This is a genomic window from Vibrio orientalis CIP 102891 = ATCC 33934 (assembly GCF_000176235.1).
GTDB classification, from domain to species: Bacteria; Pseudomonadota; Gammaproteobacteria; order Enterobacterales; family Vibrionaceae; genus Vibrio; species Vibrio orientalis.
Genome location: NZ_ACZV01000005.1, coordinates 1,542,291 through 1,556,903, shown reverse-complemented (window position 1 = coordinate 1,556,903; position 14,613 = coordinate 1,542,291). Strand labels below are relative to the sequence as shown.

Annotated in this window: 15 protein-coding genes; 11 read left to right on the top strand and 4 right to left on the bottom strand. The window is 44.8% G+C overall.

The genetic code is table 11. The features are described from left to right. Positions 1–104: 104 nt before the first annotated feature. The 5 genes from ihfB to VIA_RS17700 all read left to right on the top strand — a co-directional run bounded on the left by ihfB (position 105) and on the right by VIA_RS17700 (position 4,219). Positions 105–386, top strand: a complete 282-nt coding sequence (gene ihfB, locus VIA_RS17720) for an integration host factor subunit beta (protein ID WP_004414727.1) — start codon at positions 105–107, stop codon at positions 384–386. Between the two features lie 138 nt (positions 387–524). After that, complete coding sequence (locus tag VIA_RS17715) at positions 525–803, top strand: LapA family protein (RefSeq protein WP_004414725.1); 279 nt, start codon at positions 525–527, stop codon at positions 801–803. A gap of 30 nt (positions 804–833) precedes the next feature. Beyond that, positions 834–2,003, top strand: a complete 1,170-nt coding sequence (gene lapB, locus VIA_RS17710; protein WP_004414723.1) for a lipopolysaccharide assembly protein LapB — start codon at positions 834–836, stop codon at positions 2,001–2,003. A gap of 89 nt (positions 2,004–2,092) precedes the next feature. Continuing rightward, positions 2,093–2,788 carry an orotidine-5'-phosphate decarboxylase gene (gene pyrF, locus VIA_RS17705; protein ID WP_004414720.1) on the top strand — a complete coding sequence of 232 codons (696 nt, stop codon included), beginning with the start codon at positions 2,093–2,095 and terminating at the stop codon, positions 2,786–2,788. 243 nt (positions 2,789–3,031) lie between these two features. Next, positions 3,032–4,219 carry a hypothetical protein gene (locus tag VIA_RS17700; protein WP_004414718.1) on the top strand — a complete coding sequence of 396 codons (1,188 nt, stop codon included), beginning with the start codon at positions 3,032–3,034 and terminating at the stop codon, positions 4,217–4,219. 32 nt (positions 4,220–4,251) lie between these two features. Here the strand turns inward: VIA_RS17700 and miaE are convergent, their stop codons facing one another. Beyond that, the gene (gene miaE / locus VIA_RS17695) at positions 4,252–5,022 is read right to left on the bottom strand and encodes a tRNA isopentenyl-2-thiomethyl-A-37 hydroxylase MiaE (RefSeq protein ID WP_004414716.1); all 771 of its coding nucleotides are present in this window, start codon (positions 5,020–5,022) and stop codon (positions 4,252–4,254) included. Between the two features lie 76 nt (positions 5,023–5,098). Beyond that, positions 5,099–5,863 carry a hypothetical protein gene (locus VIA_RS17690; RefSeq protein WP_004414713.1) on the bottom strand — a complete coding sequence of 255 codons (765 nt, stop codon included), beginning with the start codon at positions 5,861–5,863 and terminating at the stop codon, positions 5,099–5,101. 296 nt (positions 5,864–6,159) lie between these two features. On the opposite strand from VIA_RS17690, the gene cysB reads away from it, so the two are divergent. The 6 genes from cysB (at position 6,160) to VIA_RS17660 (ending at position 13,029) form a co-directional block, all read left to right on the top strand. Continuing rightward, positions 6,160–7,134 carry an HTH-type transcriptional regulator CysB gene (cysB, locus tag VIA_RS17685; protein ID WP_004414711.1) on the top strand — a complete coding sequence of 325 codons (975 nt, stop codon included), beginning with the start codon at positions 6,160–6,162 and terminating at the stop codon, positions 7,132–7,134. 54 nt (positions 7,135–7,188) lie between these two features. Then, positions 7,189–8,382, top strand: coding sequence for a class I SAM-dependent methyltransferase (locus VIA_RS17680; protein WP_004414709.1), 1,194 nt, complete (start codon positions 7,189–7,191; stop codon positions 8,380–8,382). Positions 8,383–8,688: 306 nt separating this feature from the next. Further along, the gene (locus VIA_RS17675) at positions 8,689–9,654 is read left to right on the top strand and encodes an ABC transporter substrate-binding protein (protein WP_004414706.1); all 966 of its coding nucleotides are present in this window, start codon (positions 8,689–8,691) and stop codon (positions 9,652–9,654) included. Between the two features lie 67 nt (positions 9,655–9,721). After that, a complete protein-coding gene (locus VIA_RS17670; protein ID WP_004414703.1) occupies positions 9,722–10,648 on the top strand; it encodes an ABC transporter permease in 927 nt (308 codons plus the stop codon). Beyond that, the gene (locus VIA_RS17665) at positions 10,645–11,439 is read left to right on the top strand and encodes an ABC transporter ATP-binding protein (protein WP_004414702.1); all 795 of its coding nucleotides are present in this window, start codon (positions 10,645–10,647) and stop codon (positions 11,437–11,439) included. Before VIA_RS17670 ends, VIA_RS17665 begins: the two co-directional genes overlap by 4 nt. Before the next feature lie 129 nt (positions 11,440–11,568). Beyond that, the gene (locus VIA_RS17660; RefSeq protein ID WP_038210960.1) at positions 11,569–13,029 is read left to right on the top strand and encodes a sensor domain-containing diguanylate cyclase; all 1,461 of its coding nucleotides are present in this window, start codon (positions 11,569–11,571) and stop codon (positions 13,027–13,029) included. On the opposite strand, the gene dusC is transcribed toward VIA_RS17660, so the two are convergent. Together dusC and VIA_RS17650 are read right to left on the bottom strand one after the other, a co-directional pair. Beyond that, positions 13,026–13,979: a tRNA dihydrouridine(16) synthase DusC gene (gene dusC / locus VIA_RS17655; RefSeq protein ID WP_004414696.1), complete on the bottom strand. Its 954-nt coding sequence runs from the start codon at positions 13,977–13,979 to the stop codon at positions 13,026–13,028. The genes VIA_RS17660 and dusC overlap by 4 nt on opposite strands. 53 nt (positions 13,980–14,032) lie before the next feature. After that, positions 14,033–14,596, bottom strand: a complete 564-nt coding sequence (locus tag VIA_RS17650; protein ID WP_004416696.1) for a prepilin-type N-terminal cleavage/methylation domain-containing protein — start codon at positions 14,594–14,596, stop codon at positions 14,033–14,035. Between the last annotated feature and the right edge of the window lie 17 nt (positions 14,597–14,613).

The window sequence follows — 14,613 nt, the reverse complement described above, 5'->3', positions numbered from 1 at the left end:
CACTACACACATTGGTCAATTTTTGTCTAAAATTGAAGGCAAGTGTTTGTTGGAACTGGTATTACTTACTATAATAAGTGATAAATTACTCTATGAGGGCAACTATGACTAAGTCTGAATTGATTGAAAGACTCTGTGCAGAACAGACGCACCTTTCAGCAAAAGAGATAGAAGATGCTGTAAAAGATATTTTAGAGCATATGGCGTCAACTCTAGAAGGTGGCGATCGAATTGAGATCCGTGGTTTCGGTAGTTTCTCTTTGCACTTCCGTGAGCCTAGAGTTGGTCGTAACCCCAAAACTGGTGACAAAGTGGAGTTGGAAGGTAAGTTCGTTCCCCACTTCAAACCGGGGAAAGAATTACGTGAGCGTGTAAACCTAGACTAAATTACGTAATCTATTGATAAAAAAGCGGCATACCTAAGTATGCCGCTTTTTTATGGCCCGAATTTCAGAGATAACCATGGTTTGTTTCGTGCTTTTACTGCATAATCGTACGGCAGAACTAATCTTAGGTGATGGACTATGAAAATTATAAAAATCGTTCTTGTACTGGCCCTATTCTTAATTGCACTAGCATTAGGCTCTCAGAATCAAGCTGTTGTGACATTCAACTACCTTATTGCTCAAGGTGACTTTCACCTATCGACACTGTTAGGTGTGGTATTTGTGGTAGGTTTTAGCCTAGCTTGGTTAGTGTTCGGTGGATTACACCTCAAATCGCAGCTCCAGGTCCGCAAACTGAAGAAGAAGCTTAATAAGCTTTCTCCTCCAACTGCTGAGCCGACTCAAGAGAAAGCTTAACAAGATTTTTATTAGGTAGGCTGTTACTTGATGTTAGAAATTCTCTTCTTATTATTACCGATTGCTGCCGCGTATGGTTGGTATATGGGTAATCGCAGTGCCCAGCAAGATAAGCAGAAACAATCTAATCAAATATCCCGTCAATACGTGACGGGCCTAAACCTGCTGTTGTCAGATCAATCTGATAAAGCGGTGGATCACTTTATTGAACTTCTTCAAGTGGATAACGAAACTATCGACACGCACTTAGCGTTAGGTAATTTGTTTCGCTCACGAGGAGAAGTAGACCGCGCTATTCGCATTCACCAGAATCTTATCTCTCGCTCTGGTCTTACTATTGACCAAAAAAACATTGCTCTCCAACAGCTCGCCAAAGATTACATGGCATCCGGCTTTTTGGATCGAGCGGAAAAAATCTTCGAGCAATTGGTTGATGAACCTGACCATCGTGAAGCTGCTCTTCAACAACTCGTCGCTATCTATCAACAGACTCGTGAATGGAGCAAAGCCATTCACTATGCCTCGCTGCTAGTTAAAATGGGTCGTAAACGTATGCGCACCAGCATTGGGCATTTCTGGTGTGAGTTGGCGATGCAAGAGCAAGCAGAAGGCAATCATACCCAGGCAAGACAGAACTTTAAAAAGGCGCTGACTGAAGACCCTAGATGCGTAAGGGCTAGCATTGCCCTTGGTAAACTCTACCTAGAAGATGAAGATTACAAGCGTACGATTGCTTACTTAGAGGCCGTCCTTGAACAAGATAGTGACTTCGTCAGTGAAGTGTTGCCGACGCTGGCTGAATGTTACCACCACCTAGGGCAAGAAGACGAATTACTGAACTTCTTACGCCAATGTATTGTTGGTAAAGCGGGTGTGTCGGCCGAACTGATGTTAGCGCAAATGGTAGCAAAGCACGACGGCCCCGGAGCGGCTCAAGAGCTACTGACTCGCCAACTAGTCAAGAATCCAACCATGAAAGGCTTCTATCGTTTAATGGACTACCATTTAGCAGAAGCAGAAGAAGGGCGGGCCAAAGCCAGTCTTGATACGTTGCAGAAACTGGTTGGTGAACAGTTAAAAGTGAAACCTCATTATCGCTGTCGAAAATGCGGTTTCTCGACCCATTCAATGTATTGGCATTGTCCTTCCTGTAAAGGGTGGGGGACGATCAAGCCAATCCGTGGATTGGATGGCGAATGATTTTACAAGATTGGGTATATCCCATAGCAAATGGCAGCGGCGATCCCGCTGCTTTTTTTCGATTTGTTTAAAGTAAGTTAGGAGATGAAATGATCGACCAAAAAGTTATTGTTGCACTGGATTATGATAACCAAGCAGATGCTCTCGCTTTTGTTGATAGAATTGACCCAAGCTCTTGCCGCCTAAAAGTAGGTAAAGAGATGTTCACGCTATTTGGTCCTGATTTCGTTAAAGAGTTACACAAACGTGGTTTCTCTGTATTCCTTGACCTGAAGTTCCACGATATCCCGAATACCTGTTCTAAAGCAGTACGTGCAGCCGCAGAGATGGGCGTTTGGATGGTAAACGTACATGCTAGCGGTGGTGAGCGCATGATGGCTGCGTCACGTGAGATTCTAGAGCCTTATGGTAAAGATCGTCCGCTACTTATCGGTGTAACGGTACTCACCAGCATGGAGCAGAGCGACTTGGCGGGTATTGGACTTGATACTGCCCCACAAGAGCAAGTGATTCGTCTGGCAACCCTGACTAAGAATGCGGGTCTAGATGGCGTTGTATGTTCAGCTCAAGAAGCTTCTATGCTCAAGACTGAGCTTGGTAAAGAGTTCAAGCTCGTCACTCCTGGCATTCGCCCTGCAGGCGCAGCGGTAGGTGACCAGAAGCGTATTATGACGCCTGTTGATGCGGTTCAAGCGGGTTCAGATTATTTGGTGATTGGTCGTCCAATCACTCAAGCTAGCGATCCTGCTGCCGTACTTGCAGAGATCAACGCCACACTAAAATAGTGTAGATACTTTAATTTTGTATGAAAGCCAGCGTTCGCTGGCTTTTTTGTCCTTATTAAGTTAGTGGTTACTAGCTTATGCCTAGATCAATCTCTCAAACGTATCTTTTAATTGGTATCAATTTATAAATTGAATCTAACTTTAGTTGTAAGCTTATCTTAATCAACAGCTATACAGCTTGATGTACTCCCTCAGTCTTAATGTTCTGTACGTACACCAAGTTACTAATTTAGGTACTTTTATATGACAGACACACTAGCCGCAGCCGTCGGTCCGGACCCGCTCTCCGGTCCAGCTAGCGCCAGAGTAACACCAGCAGACGTCGCTAAAGTTAAAGCCGAAGTGTTAAAGCGAATTAATCAATCAGCTCATATGTCGCAAGGCTTTCGTTTAGTCAACCAAGCTGATTACCAATCGAGTTTAGCTGAGCTGAGAGGCAAGCTAAAATCTAAGAGTTTCCAACAGACTGACGAAGGGAAAATGTGCAAATTAATGCACGATATCCTAACTGATGACGCGCATCTAGCGGAGTATTTAGATGCTGACATCGCCCAATATCTCGAAACAAATGAAGCCGGGAAGAAAGTACTCAATACTAAGGCAATGGATTTTCATGGCAAAAACCAAGTAGCCAACGCCAAGTTGAAGAGAAAACAGCTATTCCTGATGTTTAAAGAAATCATTCAGGCTCAGGTAGAACTAAATACGTTTGCTCAAAGGCTAAAAGTGGCGTTTGGCGCCGAAATCAGCTTTCCTCCCGGAGCGTACGGCGGCATTAAAAGCTACAGTGGCGCATTGGCTAAAATCACTACTCGTATACGAAACAATGATGTCGGAGATTTAAAAGATTGCGCTCGTATCACCGTGAAAGTGAAAAAGTTTAAAGACTTACAGGGAGCGAAGTTGTTCATCTGCGGGACAGAAGAGTTTAAAGCGGTCGCTTCGCATCAAAAATCTCTTAAAGATAGGTATCAGCTTGCAGGCACTAGTAGCGTGTTAGCTAGACATAATGTTGAGCCAGATAGTAGTGGCTACAAAGATATTAAATTCTTCCTCAAGATGAGTGGTGGGCAGATTGCTGAGTTGCAATTGAATATCCCTGGGATGCTGATTGCGAAAAAGAAAGCTCATATTGTTTACGATATTGCGCGCACAAATCAGGATGCATTTGATAGCAGGCAGCAGTTTCAGGTAACCACCCCAGAAGTGTTGGAGAAGGTCAAAAAGAAAATGGATGGCGATTGGTTTGGATTCATCCGTTCAAAGCTAAACGGAATTGGGCCTGATGCTGACTGTGTAGAAGGTATGATTGACGTACTTAAGAGCAAAGGCACACTCATTATCGAACCCAAGCAAGCTGAGGCATTGAACCGAATCAGCAAACAGCTTTATGCCGCAGGGTTAGGGGAAGCGTTACTCGATCCTAAGTAAATAAAAAAGGATGCACTAAGCATCCTTTTTTATTAAGCGGGTGCACCGCTGTGGAACTTAAAGTCACTGTCGGGTGACGAGATTAGCTCGGCTTCTAAACGACCGAAGTAATCAATTCGCTCAGTGATGTTTTTTCCAGCGATCTCTTCGGCTAACGTCAGATAGTCTTGATAATGACGAGCTTCTGAGCGAAGTAACGATACGTAAAACTTAGCAATATCTTCATCCATATGGGGAGCAAGTTTGGCGAAACGCTCACAAGAGCGTGCCTCGATATACGCGCCAATAATCAGCTTATCTATCAGTGTTTGTGGCTCATGGGTCGCCATCTTTCCAATTAGCCCCTTTGCGTAGCGACTGGCCAGCACAGGCTCATAGGCAATCCCACGGTCTTCCATAATCTCTAACACTTGATAGAAGTGATGTAACTCTTCTTTGATTAGCAATACCATTTTATCAATCAAATCTTGGCTATATGGTGAATTGGATTTGGCCATGATGGCTTTGGAAATATTGCTCTTACCTTTCAGTGTTTTAAGGCTACCGGTTTTGCGGTAAGCGAAGTCTTCATATGGCTGGAACCAATCGAGTAAGCTGTGCGCACTCTCTTTATCTACCGCGTATTTTCGAATTAGGTACATAGCGGATTGGCCCGCTTTAAGCTCACACAATAAGTGATCGATAAGGACCACTTTAAGGTTTTCCGGTTTACGAGCTTCTGCAACCCATGCATCTGGAGTGGAACATTGTAGGAAGCCGTTTATTGGTTCAAGTAGCGATTGGTATTGGTCTAATTCGATCATCTTGGACTTACTTTACAAAATAAATAGAAAAAGGCCGCTAGTGCGACCTTTTTGAAAATAACTGCAGGGAGTTATATTACCACTTTTTCTTTTCACCAAAGAGTGCATCCATATCATTTTGGCGCTGGCTCTCTTCAATTTGGTGTAACTCTTCTGCGTTCTTACTTTGACGTTTAGATTCTAGTTCGTCATACATCGTCTGCAGTTTTTCACGCGCTTGATTTGAATAAGCGTCGTTTTTTGTACTCAGTGCATCCAAGCCCTTTTTCAATAGCTGTATTGCGGTACCTGGTTGACCACGGACAATCGCATCGTTTGAACGTTTAATTACATTTTCAATGTTGATACGAACTTGAATGGTTTCCAAGCGCGCATTCTCAGTGACATACGCTTGAGTCTCAAAGCGGCCTTTATTGTGCTCGCTGCGAATGGTATCTCGTAGGCGCTTTACAAGTTTCAGCATAACAATTGCTTGTTTATCACTGCTTGGAACTTTAAAGCTGGTGCTTTCGCCACCCTTGTAATTTTCTTCAAGTTGCTTGATCTGATCCTTAACGTGGGCGACACGTTGTTCAAGCTGTTTATTCTTAGGATCGAGTTCATGCATACTCAAAACTGCATCTAGGATACGAGTATTCAGACATACCAGTAGCTCTTTGCTGTATGGCATGTGATGGGCGTGGCCGATAAGCTCTTCTGTTGCATCAATAATTTGCAGGTAACGCGAACTTTCCTGTTTCCGCGCTGTTTCCGCTTTAACTTTATACTGGAGCATAATGTTATAGCCGAGAACTAGCACCAGTAAGATGGCAACTAAAGCTATGATTAAACCAATATTCATAAATTCCGTATCTTATGTTTTTTAGTGGCTAGCCGTTAAGCATACACGATCCTGCCATGCGACTGTAACTGTTTCGCATTATTGCTCAACTTAGTAATTTTATTAATGAAAACTCTCTTTGCAAAGCTCAATCTGAGTATTTGGTTGCAAAATGAGCATTATCAACAAAAAACTACCTGCTTTTCTGAACAGTCGCCTCAATTTGACTATCAATTTCACTTTTAAGGCGTTATAACTAAATATTATAAACTATGTTTGATCGCTGTGCGGCATCGATAAGGGATTACGAGGTCAGAATGAAATTACAACAATTGAAGTATATTGTTGAGGTCGTTAACCATAACTTAAATGTATCGGCTACGGCAGAGAGCCTTTACACCTCTCAACCAGGCATCAGTAAACAGGTTCGTTTGTTAGAAGATGAGCTTGGAATTCAGATCTTCGAGCGTAGTGGTAAGCATTTGACGCAGGTTACGGGTGCTGGTGAAGACATTATTCGTATCTCTCAAGAGATTCTTGCCCGAGTTGAAAGTATTAAAGCAGTAGCTGGTGAGCATACCCACCCAGAAATGGGCACGCTGAATATTTCTACAACGCATACTCAGGCGCGTTATGCGCTTCCTGACGTGATCAAAGGTTTTACTGCGCGTTATCCGAAAGTGTCGCTGCACATGCACCAAGGTACGCCTTCGCAGATGTCTGAAGCGATTGCTAAAGGTACAGCTAACTTCGCTATCGCAACTGAAGCGCTTCACCTCTATCAAGATGCGATTATGCTGCCGTGTTATCACTGGAATCGTTCGATTGTCGTGCCAAAGAGCCACCCTTTAGCGCAGAAAGAGAAGGTGACGATTCAAGATCTTGCTTCATTCCCGTTGGTCACCTATGTGTTTGGCTTTACCGGACGTTCGGAGCTAGATACCGCGTTTAATAAATATGGTTTAACACCAAGAGTGGTATTTACTGCAACCGATGCTGACGTCATCAAGACTTATGTTCGTATGGGTATCGGTGTGGGTGTGATCGCGAGTATGGCCATCGACGAAGAACTAGATACCGATCTTGTCTCGATTGATGCGAGCCATATCTTTGGTGCGAGTACCACAAGCATCGGCTTTAGACGCGGTACCTTCCTTCGCTCTTACATGTTCGATTTTATGGAGCGCTTCGCCCCTCATTTAACGCGTCCAGTGGTTGAGCAAGCGCTATCTTTGAAATCCAATGCTGAGATTGAAGAGATGTTTAAGGATATTGACCTACCAGTTCGCTAATCCGCTACCATCTCGCGTGACTTCCCTCTAAACTAGCGTTTTCAGGGGGAAGTCATGTTATATCTATTCCAATCACTCGATCGTTTCTTGGTCGATAACCAATTGCTATGGCGCTTTGAGCCCTTTTTTGCCAGTCGTACTAATACGCTACCTTGGCTGACGGATAATGCTCCGTTATGTGCTTGGTTAGAGTCTTTATCCCCTGAACAAATCGAGTACTTTAAATTGGACAATGAGGCGTTAGTCGAGGCTATCTGTGACTACCTACCTCATATCAAGCAAATTACTACTTGGACTAATTTACCAACTCTAAAAACTCATAGTCTGCGCTTGCCTCGTGGCGTCGACAGTGGTGTGCCCGGAAGAAAATTACAACAGATTGTCTCAATGGGAGAGGCGGCTTTGAACTCTCATCATGGCAGTGAGTGGCTAGAGTGGTGCTCAGGGAAAGGGTTCTTGGGGAGGATTTTAGCCAGTCAGTCAGGACAACGTGTAACAAGCTTTGAATATCAGCAAGCACTGTGTGAGTCAGGACAGCGCGAGGCGGATAAGCAGGGGTTGATGATGAACTTTGTCCAAGGAGATGCTTTTAGCCCAGACTCTATCAATGCGTTTAATACCAATCAGCATGCGGTCGCGTTACATGCCTGTGGGGACTTACACGTGTCACTCATTAATCATGGCGTTGAAAAACAGCTGCCAGCGCTGACTTTTTCGCCATGTTGTTACCATCTCATTCGCACGGAGACTTACCAACCGCTTTCCGGCGCGGCTAAACAGTCTACGCTGAATTTAAGCAAGTCAGAGCTACGTATACCGCTGCAAGAAACGGTCACCGGTGGCGAACGAGTCAAGCGACATCGCGCTGAAGAGATGACTTTTCGCCTTGGCTTCGACTTACTGTTAAGAGAAGCAACAGGAATCGAGCAATATCAGCCGATTCCGAGCATTAAAAAGTCTCAGCTATCTGACGGTTTTGAGGCTTTCTGTCTTTGGGCTAGTACGCAAAAGGCGATTGAGTTGCCAGAGGTAGATTATGCCCAATATGAGGAAAAAGGCCGTCAACGTTATTGGCAGATGGAGCGTATGAGCCTTGTTCAGCAGCCGTTTAGACGTGCGTTAGAACTTTGGCTCGTGTTGGATAAAGCCCTTTATCTTGAGCAATGCGGTTACAAGGTGAAGCTCTCTCAGTTCTGTTCCAGAGAAACGACCCCACGCAATATATTGGTTCATGCCATAAAGGACTAAAAGTAACCTGCATCTCCTTTTGTTGCTTAAATGTTAAAGTCTGCTTTTCTTTTGTTTGGCTTACTGGTAATAATTAGAGTGCACATTATTTGTGCAACTCAATAAATATAAATAGGTAAACACAACAAAATTATTGCTTACACCAAGCCATTCGCAAGTTGCCCGTCGCCATTGTCATTAATTGAACTGGTAGGAAGTAGAGCGTGGCTCACTGAGCTCAAAAAGGTCACTGAAAAATTTAGGCAAGGCCTTTTGTGCAAAGTATGTTTGATGGTCAATGGATTGGTATCACATCAAGGAGTTAAGATGAAAGCAGGAAAAGTTTTTGCGACCGCGGTTCTCGCAGGTGTCACATTACTCTCATCCACTAGTATTATGGCGAAAACGGCAAAGGTAGCGGTTTCGCAAATTGTTGAGCACCCAGCCTTGGATGCTGCTCGCCAAGGTTTGATTGATGGCCTAAAAGCCAAAGGTTATGAGCAAGGCAAGAACCTCGAATTTGATTACAAAACGGCGCAAGGCAACCCGGCTATCGCTGTGCAAATCGCCCGTCAATACGTGGGTGAAAAACCAGATGTACTCGTTGGTATCGCAACCCCAACAGCTCAGGCACTGGTTTCAGCAACACGTTCTATTCCTGTTGTTTTCACTGCTGTCACTGACCCAGTGGGAGCTAAGCTAGTCAAAAGCTTAGAGCAACCAGGTAAAAACGTAACAGGTCTTTCTGATCTATCTCCCGTTAGTCAGCACGTTGAATTGATCAAAGAGATCATCCCAGATGTGAAGTCTATTGGCGTGGTATTTAACCCAGGCGAAGCCAATGCGGTGACACTGGTTGATCTTCTCAAGCAAAGTGCTAAAGCGCAGGGTATCCAAGTCGTGGAAGCAACCGCGCTGAAGAGTGCTGACGTTCAATCTGCGACGCAAGCGATTGCAGCGAAATCTGATGTTATTTACGCCCCGACTGATAACACGGTTGCAAGTGCCATTGAAGGTATGATTGTTGCCGCGAATCAAGCAAAAACGCCAGTGTTAGGCGGAGCGACTTCCTATGTAGAGAAAGGCGCTATCGCGAGCTTAGGTTTTGACTACTACCAAGTCGGCGTGCAAACCGCGGATTACGTTGCTGCCATTATTGAAGGGGCTAATCCAGGTACATTGGATGTCAAAGTAGCAAAAGGTTCTGACCTTGTGGTAAATAAGACCGCTGCTGCGAAATTAGGAGTCTCTATTCCTCAATCTGTACTTGAACGAGCAACAAGCGTTAAGTAAATGCTTACCTCAACCCAGTATGTTGCTGGGTTGAGGTTAACTGATGTTTGCAGAAAGGGAGTAGTTGATGTCTGCTTTTGCATTTTTTGGTGCGCTTGAAATTGGTCTGTTATACGGACTCGTAGCTTTGGGCGTTTACCTGACTTTTCGTGTTCTCGACTTTCCAGATTTAAGTGTCGATGGCAGCTTTCCAATGGGGGCCGCTGTTGCAGCAACGGCGATTGTCTCAGGCATTAATCCATGGGTCGCTACTTTTATGGCGATTATCGCTGGTGCGGCGACGGGTTGGGTTACCGCTTTTCTTGCGGTCAGATGTGGCATCTTGCACTTGCTAGCCTCGATACTGACGATGATTGCCGCATTCTCAATTAACATCCGTATTATGGGGCGTCCAAATGTCGCCTTACTGGGTGAAGAAACTATCCTGACACCGTTTGAAGCCATCGGTGACCCAATGTTGATTCGACCTTTGGTAGTTGGTGTCTTGGTGCTTATCTCAGCATGGTTCGTGGTGCGTTTGTTGAACAGTGATTTCGGTCTTGGTTTGAGAGCAACGGGTGTTAATGCTCGAATGGTCTCAGCGCAAGGGGCGAGTACGGCTTTTTACACCTACTTTGGTCTTGCAATCTCCAATGGGTTCGTTGGCTTTTCCGGTGCGTTATTCGCTCAAACCAATAGTTTCGCAGACGTTACTTCTGGCGTAGGTACCATTGTGGTAGGTCTCGCAGCGGTTATCTTAGGTCAGACGTTAATTCCGGGTCGGAAGATTTGGGTAGCGGTTGTTGCCGTTATTGTTGGTTCTGTACTGTACCGCTTGGCAGTCGCCTTTGCGTTAAGTTCCGGTATGTTTGGCTTACAAGCTTCGGACCTAAATTTAGTGACAGCAATACTCGTCGCCGCAGCCTTGATCGCGCCAAAAATTAAAGGAAATCTAAAGGCAAAAAAGCGTAGTCGCCCACAAGCTCAAGAGAAAGAGTCTGGAGAAGTAGCATGATTCGATTGGAAGATATTCAAGTAACGTTTAATCCAGGCACGATTTTGGAAAACAAAGCGCTAAGAGGGGTGACACTAGAAGTCCCCGAGCATCAATTTCTAACCGTTATTGGATCGAATGGTGCGGGTAAATCAACCTTGCTTGGGGCGGTGACCGGTGAAACTCCGATGATCGGGGGGAAGGTTATAATTGATGAACTCGATGTGACTAAACAAACCGTTGATCAGCGAGCGCAGCAATGTGCAAGAGTGTTTCAAGACCCTCTCGCAGGTACATGTGGCGAGCTAACCATAGAAGAGAATATGGCACTAGCTTACATGCGCGGTAAGAAGCGTGGCTGGAGTCTGTCGTTATCGTCCAAGCGCCGACAGTTGTTCCAAGAGAGGATCAGTATCCTTGGCTTAGGTCTTGAAGATCGATTGGGCGATAGTATAGGGCTACTTTCCGGCGGCCAACGTCAGGCCGTGAGTCTTGTAATGGCGACGCTGTCGGATAGTAAATTACTGCTATTGGATGAGCATACCGCAGCACTCGATCCTAGGATGGCTGCATTTATCATCGACTTAACCAAGAAAATCGTTGCTGAATTTAACTTAACCGTGATGATGGTGACCCATTCGATGAAAGATGCTTTAGCTTGTGGTGATCGCACCGTGATGCTCCACCAAGGGGAAATTGTGTTAGATGTTGCAGGTACACAGCGTCAAAATATGCAAGTTCCCGATCTGTTGGAGATGTTCTCTAAGGTGAGAGGGGAAGAGTTAACGGATGACAGTTTATTGCTCAACTAAGTTCATTTGACAAAATTTTAATAATCTACTCACTTTGAAAGTGATGAACATGTGTCATACTTGAAAACAATACGTTTCTAAGCCTGTCTATCTTGTATGGGTGGGCTTTTATTTTAGTTTGAGGGTGGGATGCAGGTAGAAAGGCATTTTAGTTTAAAATTTGTATTGTTAATGCCTTTGGTAATTACCTTGTTAGTTTTAGCTCTGACCGGTAAAAACTACTACGACTCAGTCAATCGCGATATCAATGATGAATATGAACGTGTTACTGAAGCGTTATCACGTGCCAGTAAAGTGATCAGTGCGATTGATTACAGCTTTTCGAACTATTCCAAATCTAACTACATTTTGATGTTAGAGCACAATGTCCAAGTGAAAGATGGGTTGTGTCAAATGTGGCCGATAGATGCGTTGCTCTTGTCTGAGGGACGACATCACGAAATTCCTGCTGTGGACATAAACTATATGCTAGTGGGTGACGCGAGCTTATGTGACCCAGAAAGTGACAAGTATAAACGTGTCTCAGGGCAGGTTTCTCTCGCTCCTGTCCTATCTTTTCTTCACGATATTGATTCCTATTTACTTGGCATTCACTACATTGACCGTGAAGGGTATCTGATGTCTTCTCCGGATACTTATGCCAGAAGTCTTACCGCTGAACTGCTTGCCACTTTAAAGGCTCGTCCTTTCTGGCGGAAAACGGCTAATAATCGAGACTTGATTACAGTGGCTGGGCCAGCACCAATGCCACCGAGCAGTACACTCGTTTTGAGCATGACTATGCCTGTTTATGAGGGCGAAGTGCTTCAAGGGATGCTTTCTCTTGATATCTCTTATGACGAGCTTCTAAACACGCATGGAAAACTCGCGGGTGAGTTAGGTATAGTCGATACCAGTCATCTTTCTCTGCCAGACAATGCGATGCGACAACTTGATTTAGAGCTTGAGGGAGTAAAGGGGTCACACACGCTCTTTTATCAGTTCGATTTAGCCAAAGAAACGCGTAACTTTTTTATTTTTGAGCGTTATAGCTTAGCCGTCGTCATCTTTATTTATGTTTTTTCTGTCATTGTTCTGTTTTTTATTAATACTCGTGTAGAGCATGATTACTTCAAAGAGTTAGCGGCAAAAGATCCGATGACAGGGCTGCTCAATCGCCGTGGGTTGAAGGCGTTCTTGAAAACAGTCCAGCATAATGACTATGTCGCATTAGCAGTATTCGATATCGACAACTTCAAAGCAATTAATGATAACTATGGACACGATGTTGGAGATGTCGTTATCAGCCATGTCGCCGACCAAATCACTATCAATATCCGGCATAGCGATGTAGCGGCTCGTATTGGTGGAGAAGAGTTTGTCATCTACATGAGCGGTAACGATAAAGCATTACTACAAAAAGGCATGTCTCGTGTTCAACAGGCGATTGTTGCCACGTCTGCAGATGCAGTTGAGAACGGCTTTACGATTTCTGGTGGTGTAGAAATTGTGACTAAGAGTGAAGAGCGCGGCTTTGATACATTATTCAAAGCCGCAGACGAAAAGCTCTACCAAGCCAAAACGACAGGTAAAGATAAGCTAGTATTCTAAGCTGATACCAGCTCATCGCGATATCGAGTAATGTACTCAACAATCGGCGCCGCTTTATTAAAAGTGCGGATCTCTCTAAACAGTTCAGCAGCTTCTGGGTATTGCTGGCGCAAATATGAGAACCATTGTTTCACTCTATTCGGGTAGTACAGGCCTTTATCGCCTTTCATTTCATACTGCGAGTAAATCAGCAACAGCTCGACGACCTCAGTCCACGGCATGACGCTATGGTTGTGTTTCACGACATTGCCAAGGTTTGGCACGTTAAAGGCGCCGCGGCATACCATCAGTGAATCAACGCCGGTTGTCTCAATGCAGGCTTGTCCGTCTTGGTAGTTCCAAATCTCACCATTGGCGATTAATGGAATAGAGAAGCGCTGTCTAATCTGATTAATATAATCCCACTTTATTTCACTGGCTTTATAGCCGCCGGTTTTGGTGCGAGCATGAACGGTTAATTCATTTGCGCCAGCGCTTTGAATGGCATCAACAATTTCAAAGCAGTCGTCAGGGTTTTCCCAGCCTAGGCGAATTTTTGCGGTTACAGGCGTTCCTTGAGGCACCGCTTCACGGCAGGCTTTTACTACATTATGGATGAGTTCTGGATGCTGCAGAAGGGCTGCGCCCCCTTTACTTTTATTGACCAACTTGGCCGGACAGCCGAAGTTGAGGTCAATACCTCTTGCCCCTAGTTCTGCGGCACGAATAGCGTTTTCTGCCATCCACTTAGGATCTTGACCAAGCAGTTGAATGTGAACGGGAACACCGGACTTAGTGTGTGAACCCTGGAGTAGTTCTGGACACAAGCGATGAAACACGTGATCAGGTAGTAGCTGATCGACAACTCGAACAAACTCAGTGACACATAAATCATAGTCATTGATGTCAGTTAGAATTTCTCTCATCAAATGGTCTAACACGCCCTCCATTGGGCCTAAAACTACTCGCATAAAAAACGCCTCTTTTTAAGGAGGCGTGATTTTAGAGGTTAGGGGCAGAAATGTCACGAGCTCGATGCCATTTCGGTTGTCTGTCTGGTTTCACCTGTCTGAGGAGAGTAGTAAAGGATAGGAAGCCTTTCTTCAATCGTAAAACTTGGCGTGTAATAGTAATAGCACTCATTGCCTGATGTGTACCAACTGACAATTTCTTCTTGTGACGGAAGTACGGTTCCCGGGTCGTCGTGCTGCGAACGTATCTCAAGGTCAGTATCGACCAAAGCATTCCACAGCAATACGCAATCTCCACCGCGAATTAGAATCGTGTCATTGTCATTCGTAGCAAGCGGTGTTTGGTTCACAGATATCGGGAACCCGGTTGCAGAAGGATAGACATCACCTTGACCGTAATCCACGATACCAGTTGGTTCACCTTCCGTTAGCCATTTAGAATGGTAAAGAGCTACAGATGTTTCAAAGCTGGCAAATGCTGCATCGGCACGCGCAAGGTGCGCATCGCGTTGATAGTTGAGGAATCGAGGAGCAGCGGTGACGGCTAAAACGCCAAGAATGACAATGACCACAACCAGCTCGATGAGAGTGAAACCTCTGTTGCTATAACTTTTCATTTCAAATACTACAAAAA

Excerpts from the sequence above, each read along its gene's own strand:
- ihfB (WP_004414727.1), top strand. The coding sequence starts at position 105 with ATGACTAAGTCTGAATTGATTGAAAGACTCTGTGCAGAACAGACGCAC.
- VIA_RS17715 (WP_004414725.1), top strand. The coding sequence starts at position 525 with ATGAAAATTATAAAAATCGTTCTTGTACTGGCCCTATTCTTAATTGCA.
- lapB (WP_004414723.1), top strand. The coding sequence starts at position 834 with ATGTTAGAAATTCTCTTCTTATTATTACCGATTGCTGCCGCGTATGGT.
- pyrF (WP_004414720.1), top strand. The coding sequence starts at position 2,093 with ATGATCGACCAAAAAGTTATTGTTGCACTGGATTATGATAACCAAGCA.
- VIA_RS17700 (WP_004414718.1), top strand. The coding sequence starts at position 3,032 with ATGACAGACACACTAGCCGCAGCCGTCGGTCCGGACCCGCTCTCCGGT.
- miaE (WP_004414716.1), bottom strand. The coding sequence starts at position 5,022 with ATGATCGAATTAGACCAATACCAATCGCTACTTGAACCAATAAACGGC.
- VIA_RS17690 (WP_004414713.1), bottom strand. The coding sequence starts at position 5,863 with ATGAATATTGGTTTAATCATAGCTTTAGTTGCCATCTTACTGGTGCTA.
- cysB (WP_004414711.1), top strand. The coding sequence starts at position 6,160 with ATGAAATTACAACAATTGAAGTATATTGTTGAGGTCGTTAACCATAAC.
- VIA_RS17680 (WP_004414709.1), top strand. The coding sequence starts at position 7,189 with ATGTTATATCTATTCCAATCACTCGATCGTTTCTTGGTCGATAACCAA.
- VIA_RS17675 (WP_004414706.1), top strand. The coding sequence starts at position 8,689 with ATGAAAGCAGGAAAAGTTTTTGCGACCGCGGTTCTCGCAGGTGTCACA.
- VIA_RS17670 (WP_004414703.1), top strand. The coding sequence starts at position 9,722 with ATGTCTGCTTTTGCATTTTTTGGTGCGCTTGAAATTGGTCTGTTATAC.
- VIA_RS17665 (WP_004414702.1), top strand. The coding sequence starts at position 10,645 with ATGATTCGATTGGAAGATATTCAAGTAACGTTTAATCCAGGCACGATT.
- VIA_RS17660 (WP_038210960.1), top strand. The coding sequence starts at position 11,569 with ATGCAGGTAGAAAGGCATTTTAGTTTAAAATTTGTATTGTTAATGCCT.
- dusC (WP_004414696.1), bottom strand. The coding sequence starts at position 13,979 with ATGCGAGTAGTTTTAGGCCCAATGGAGGGCGTGTTAGACCATTTGATG.
- VIA_RS17650 (WP_004416696.1), bottom strand. The coding sequence starts at position 14,596 with ATGAAAAGTTATAGCAACAGAGGTTTCACTCTCATCGAGCTGGTTGTG.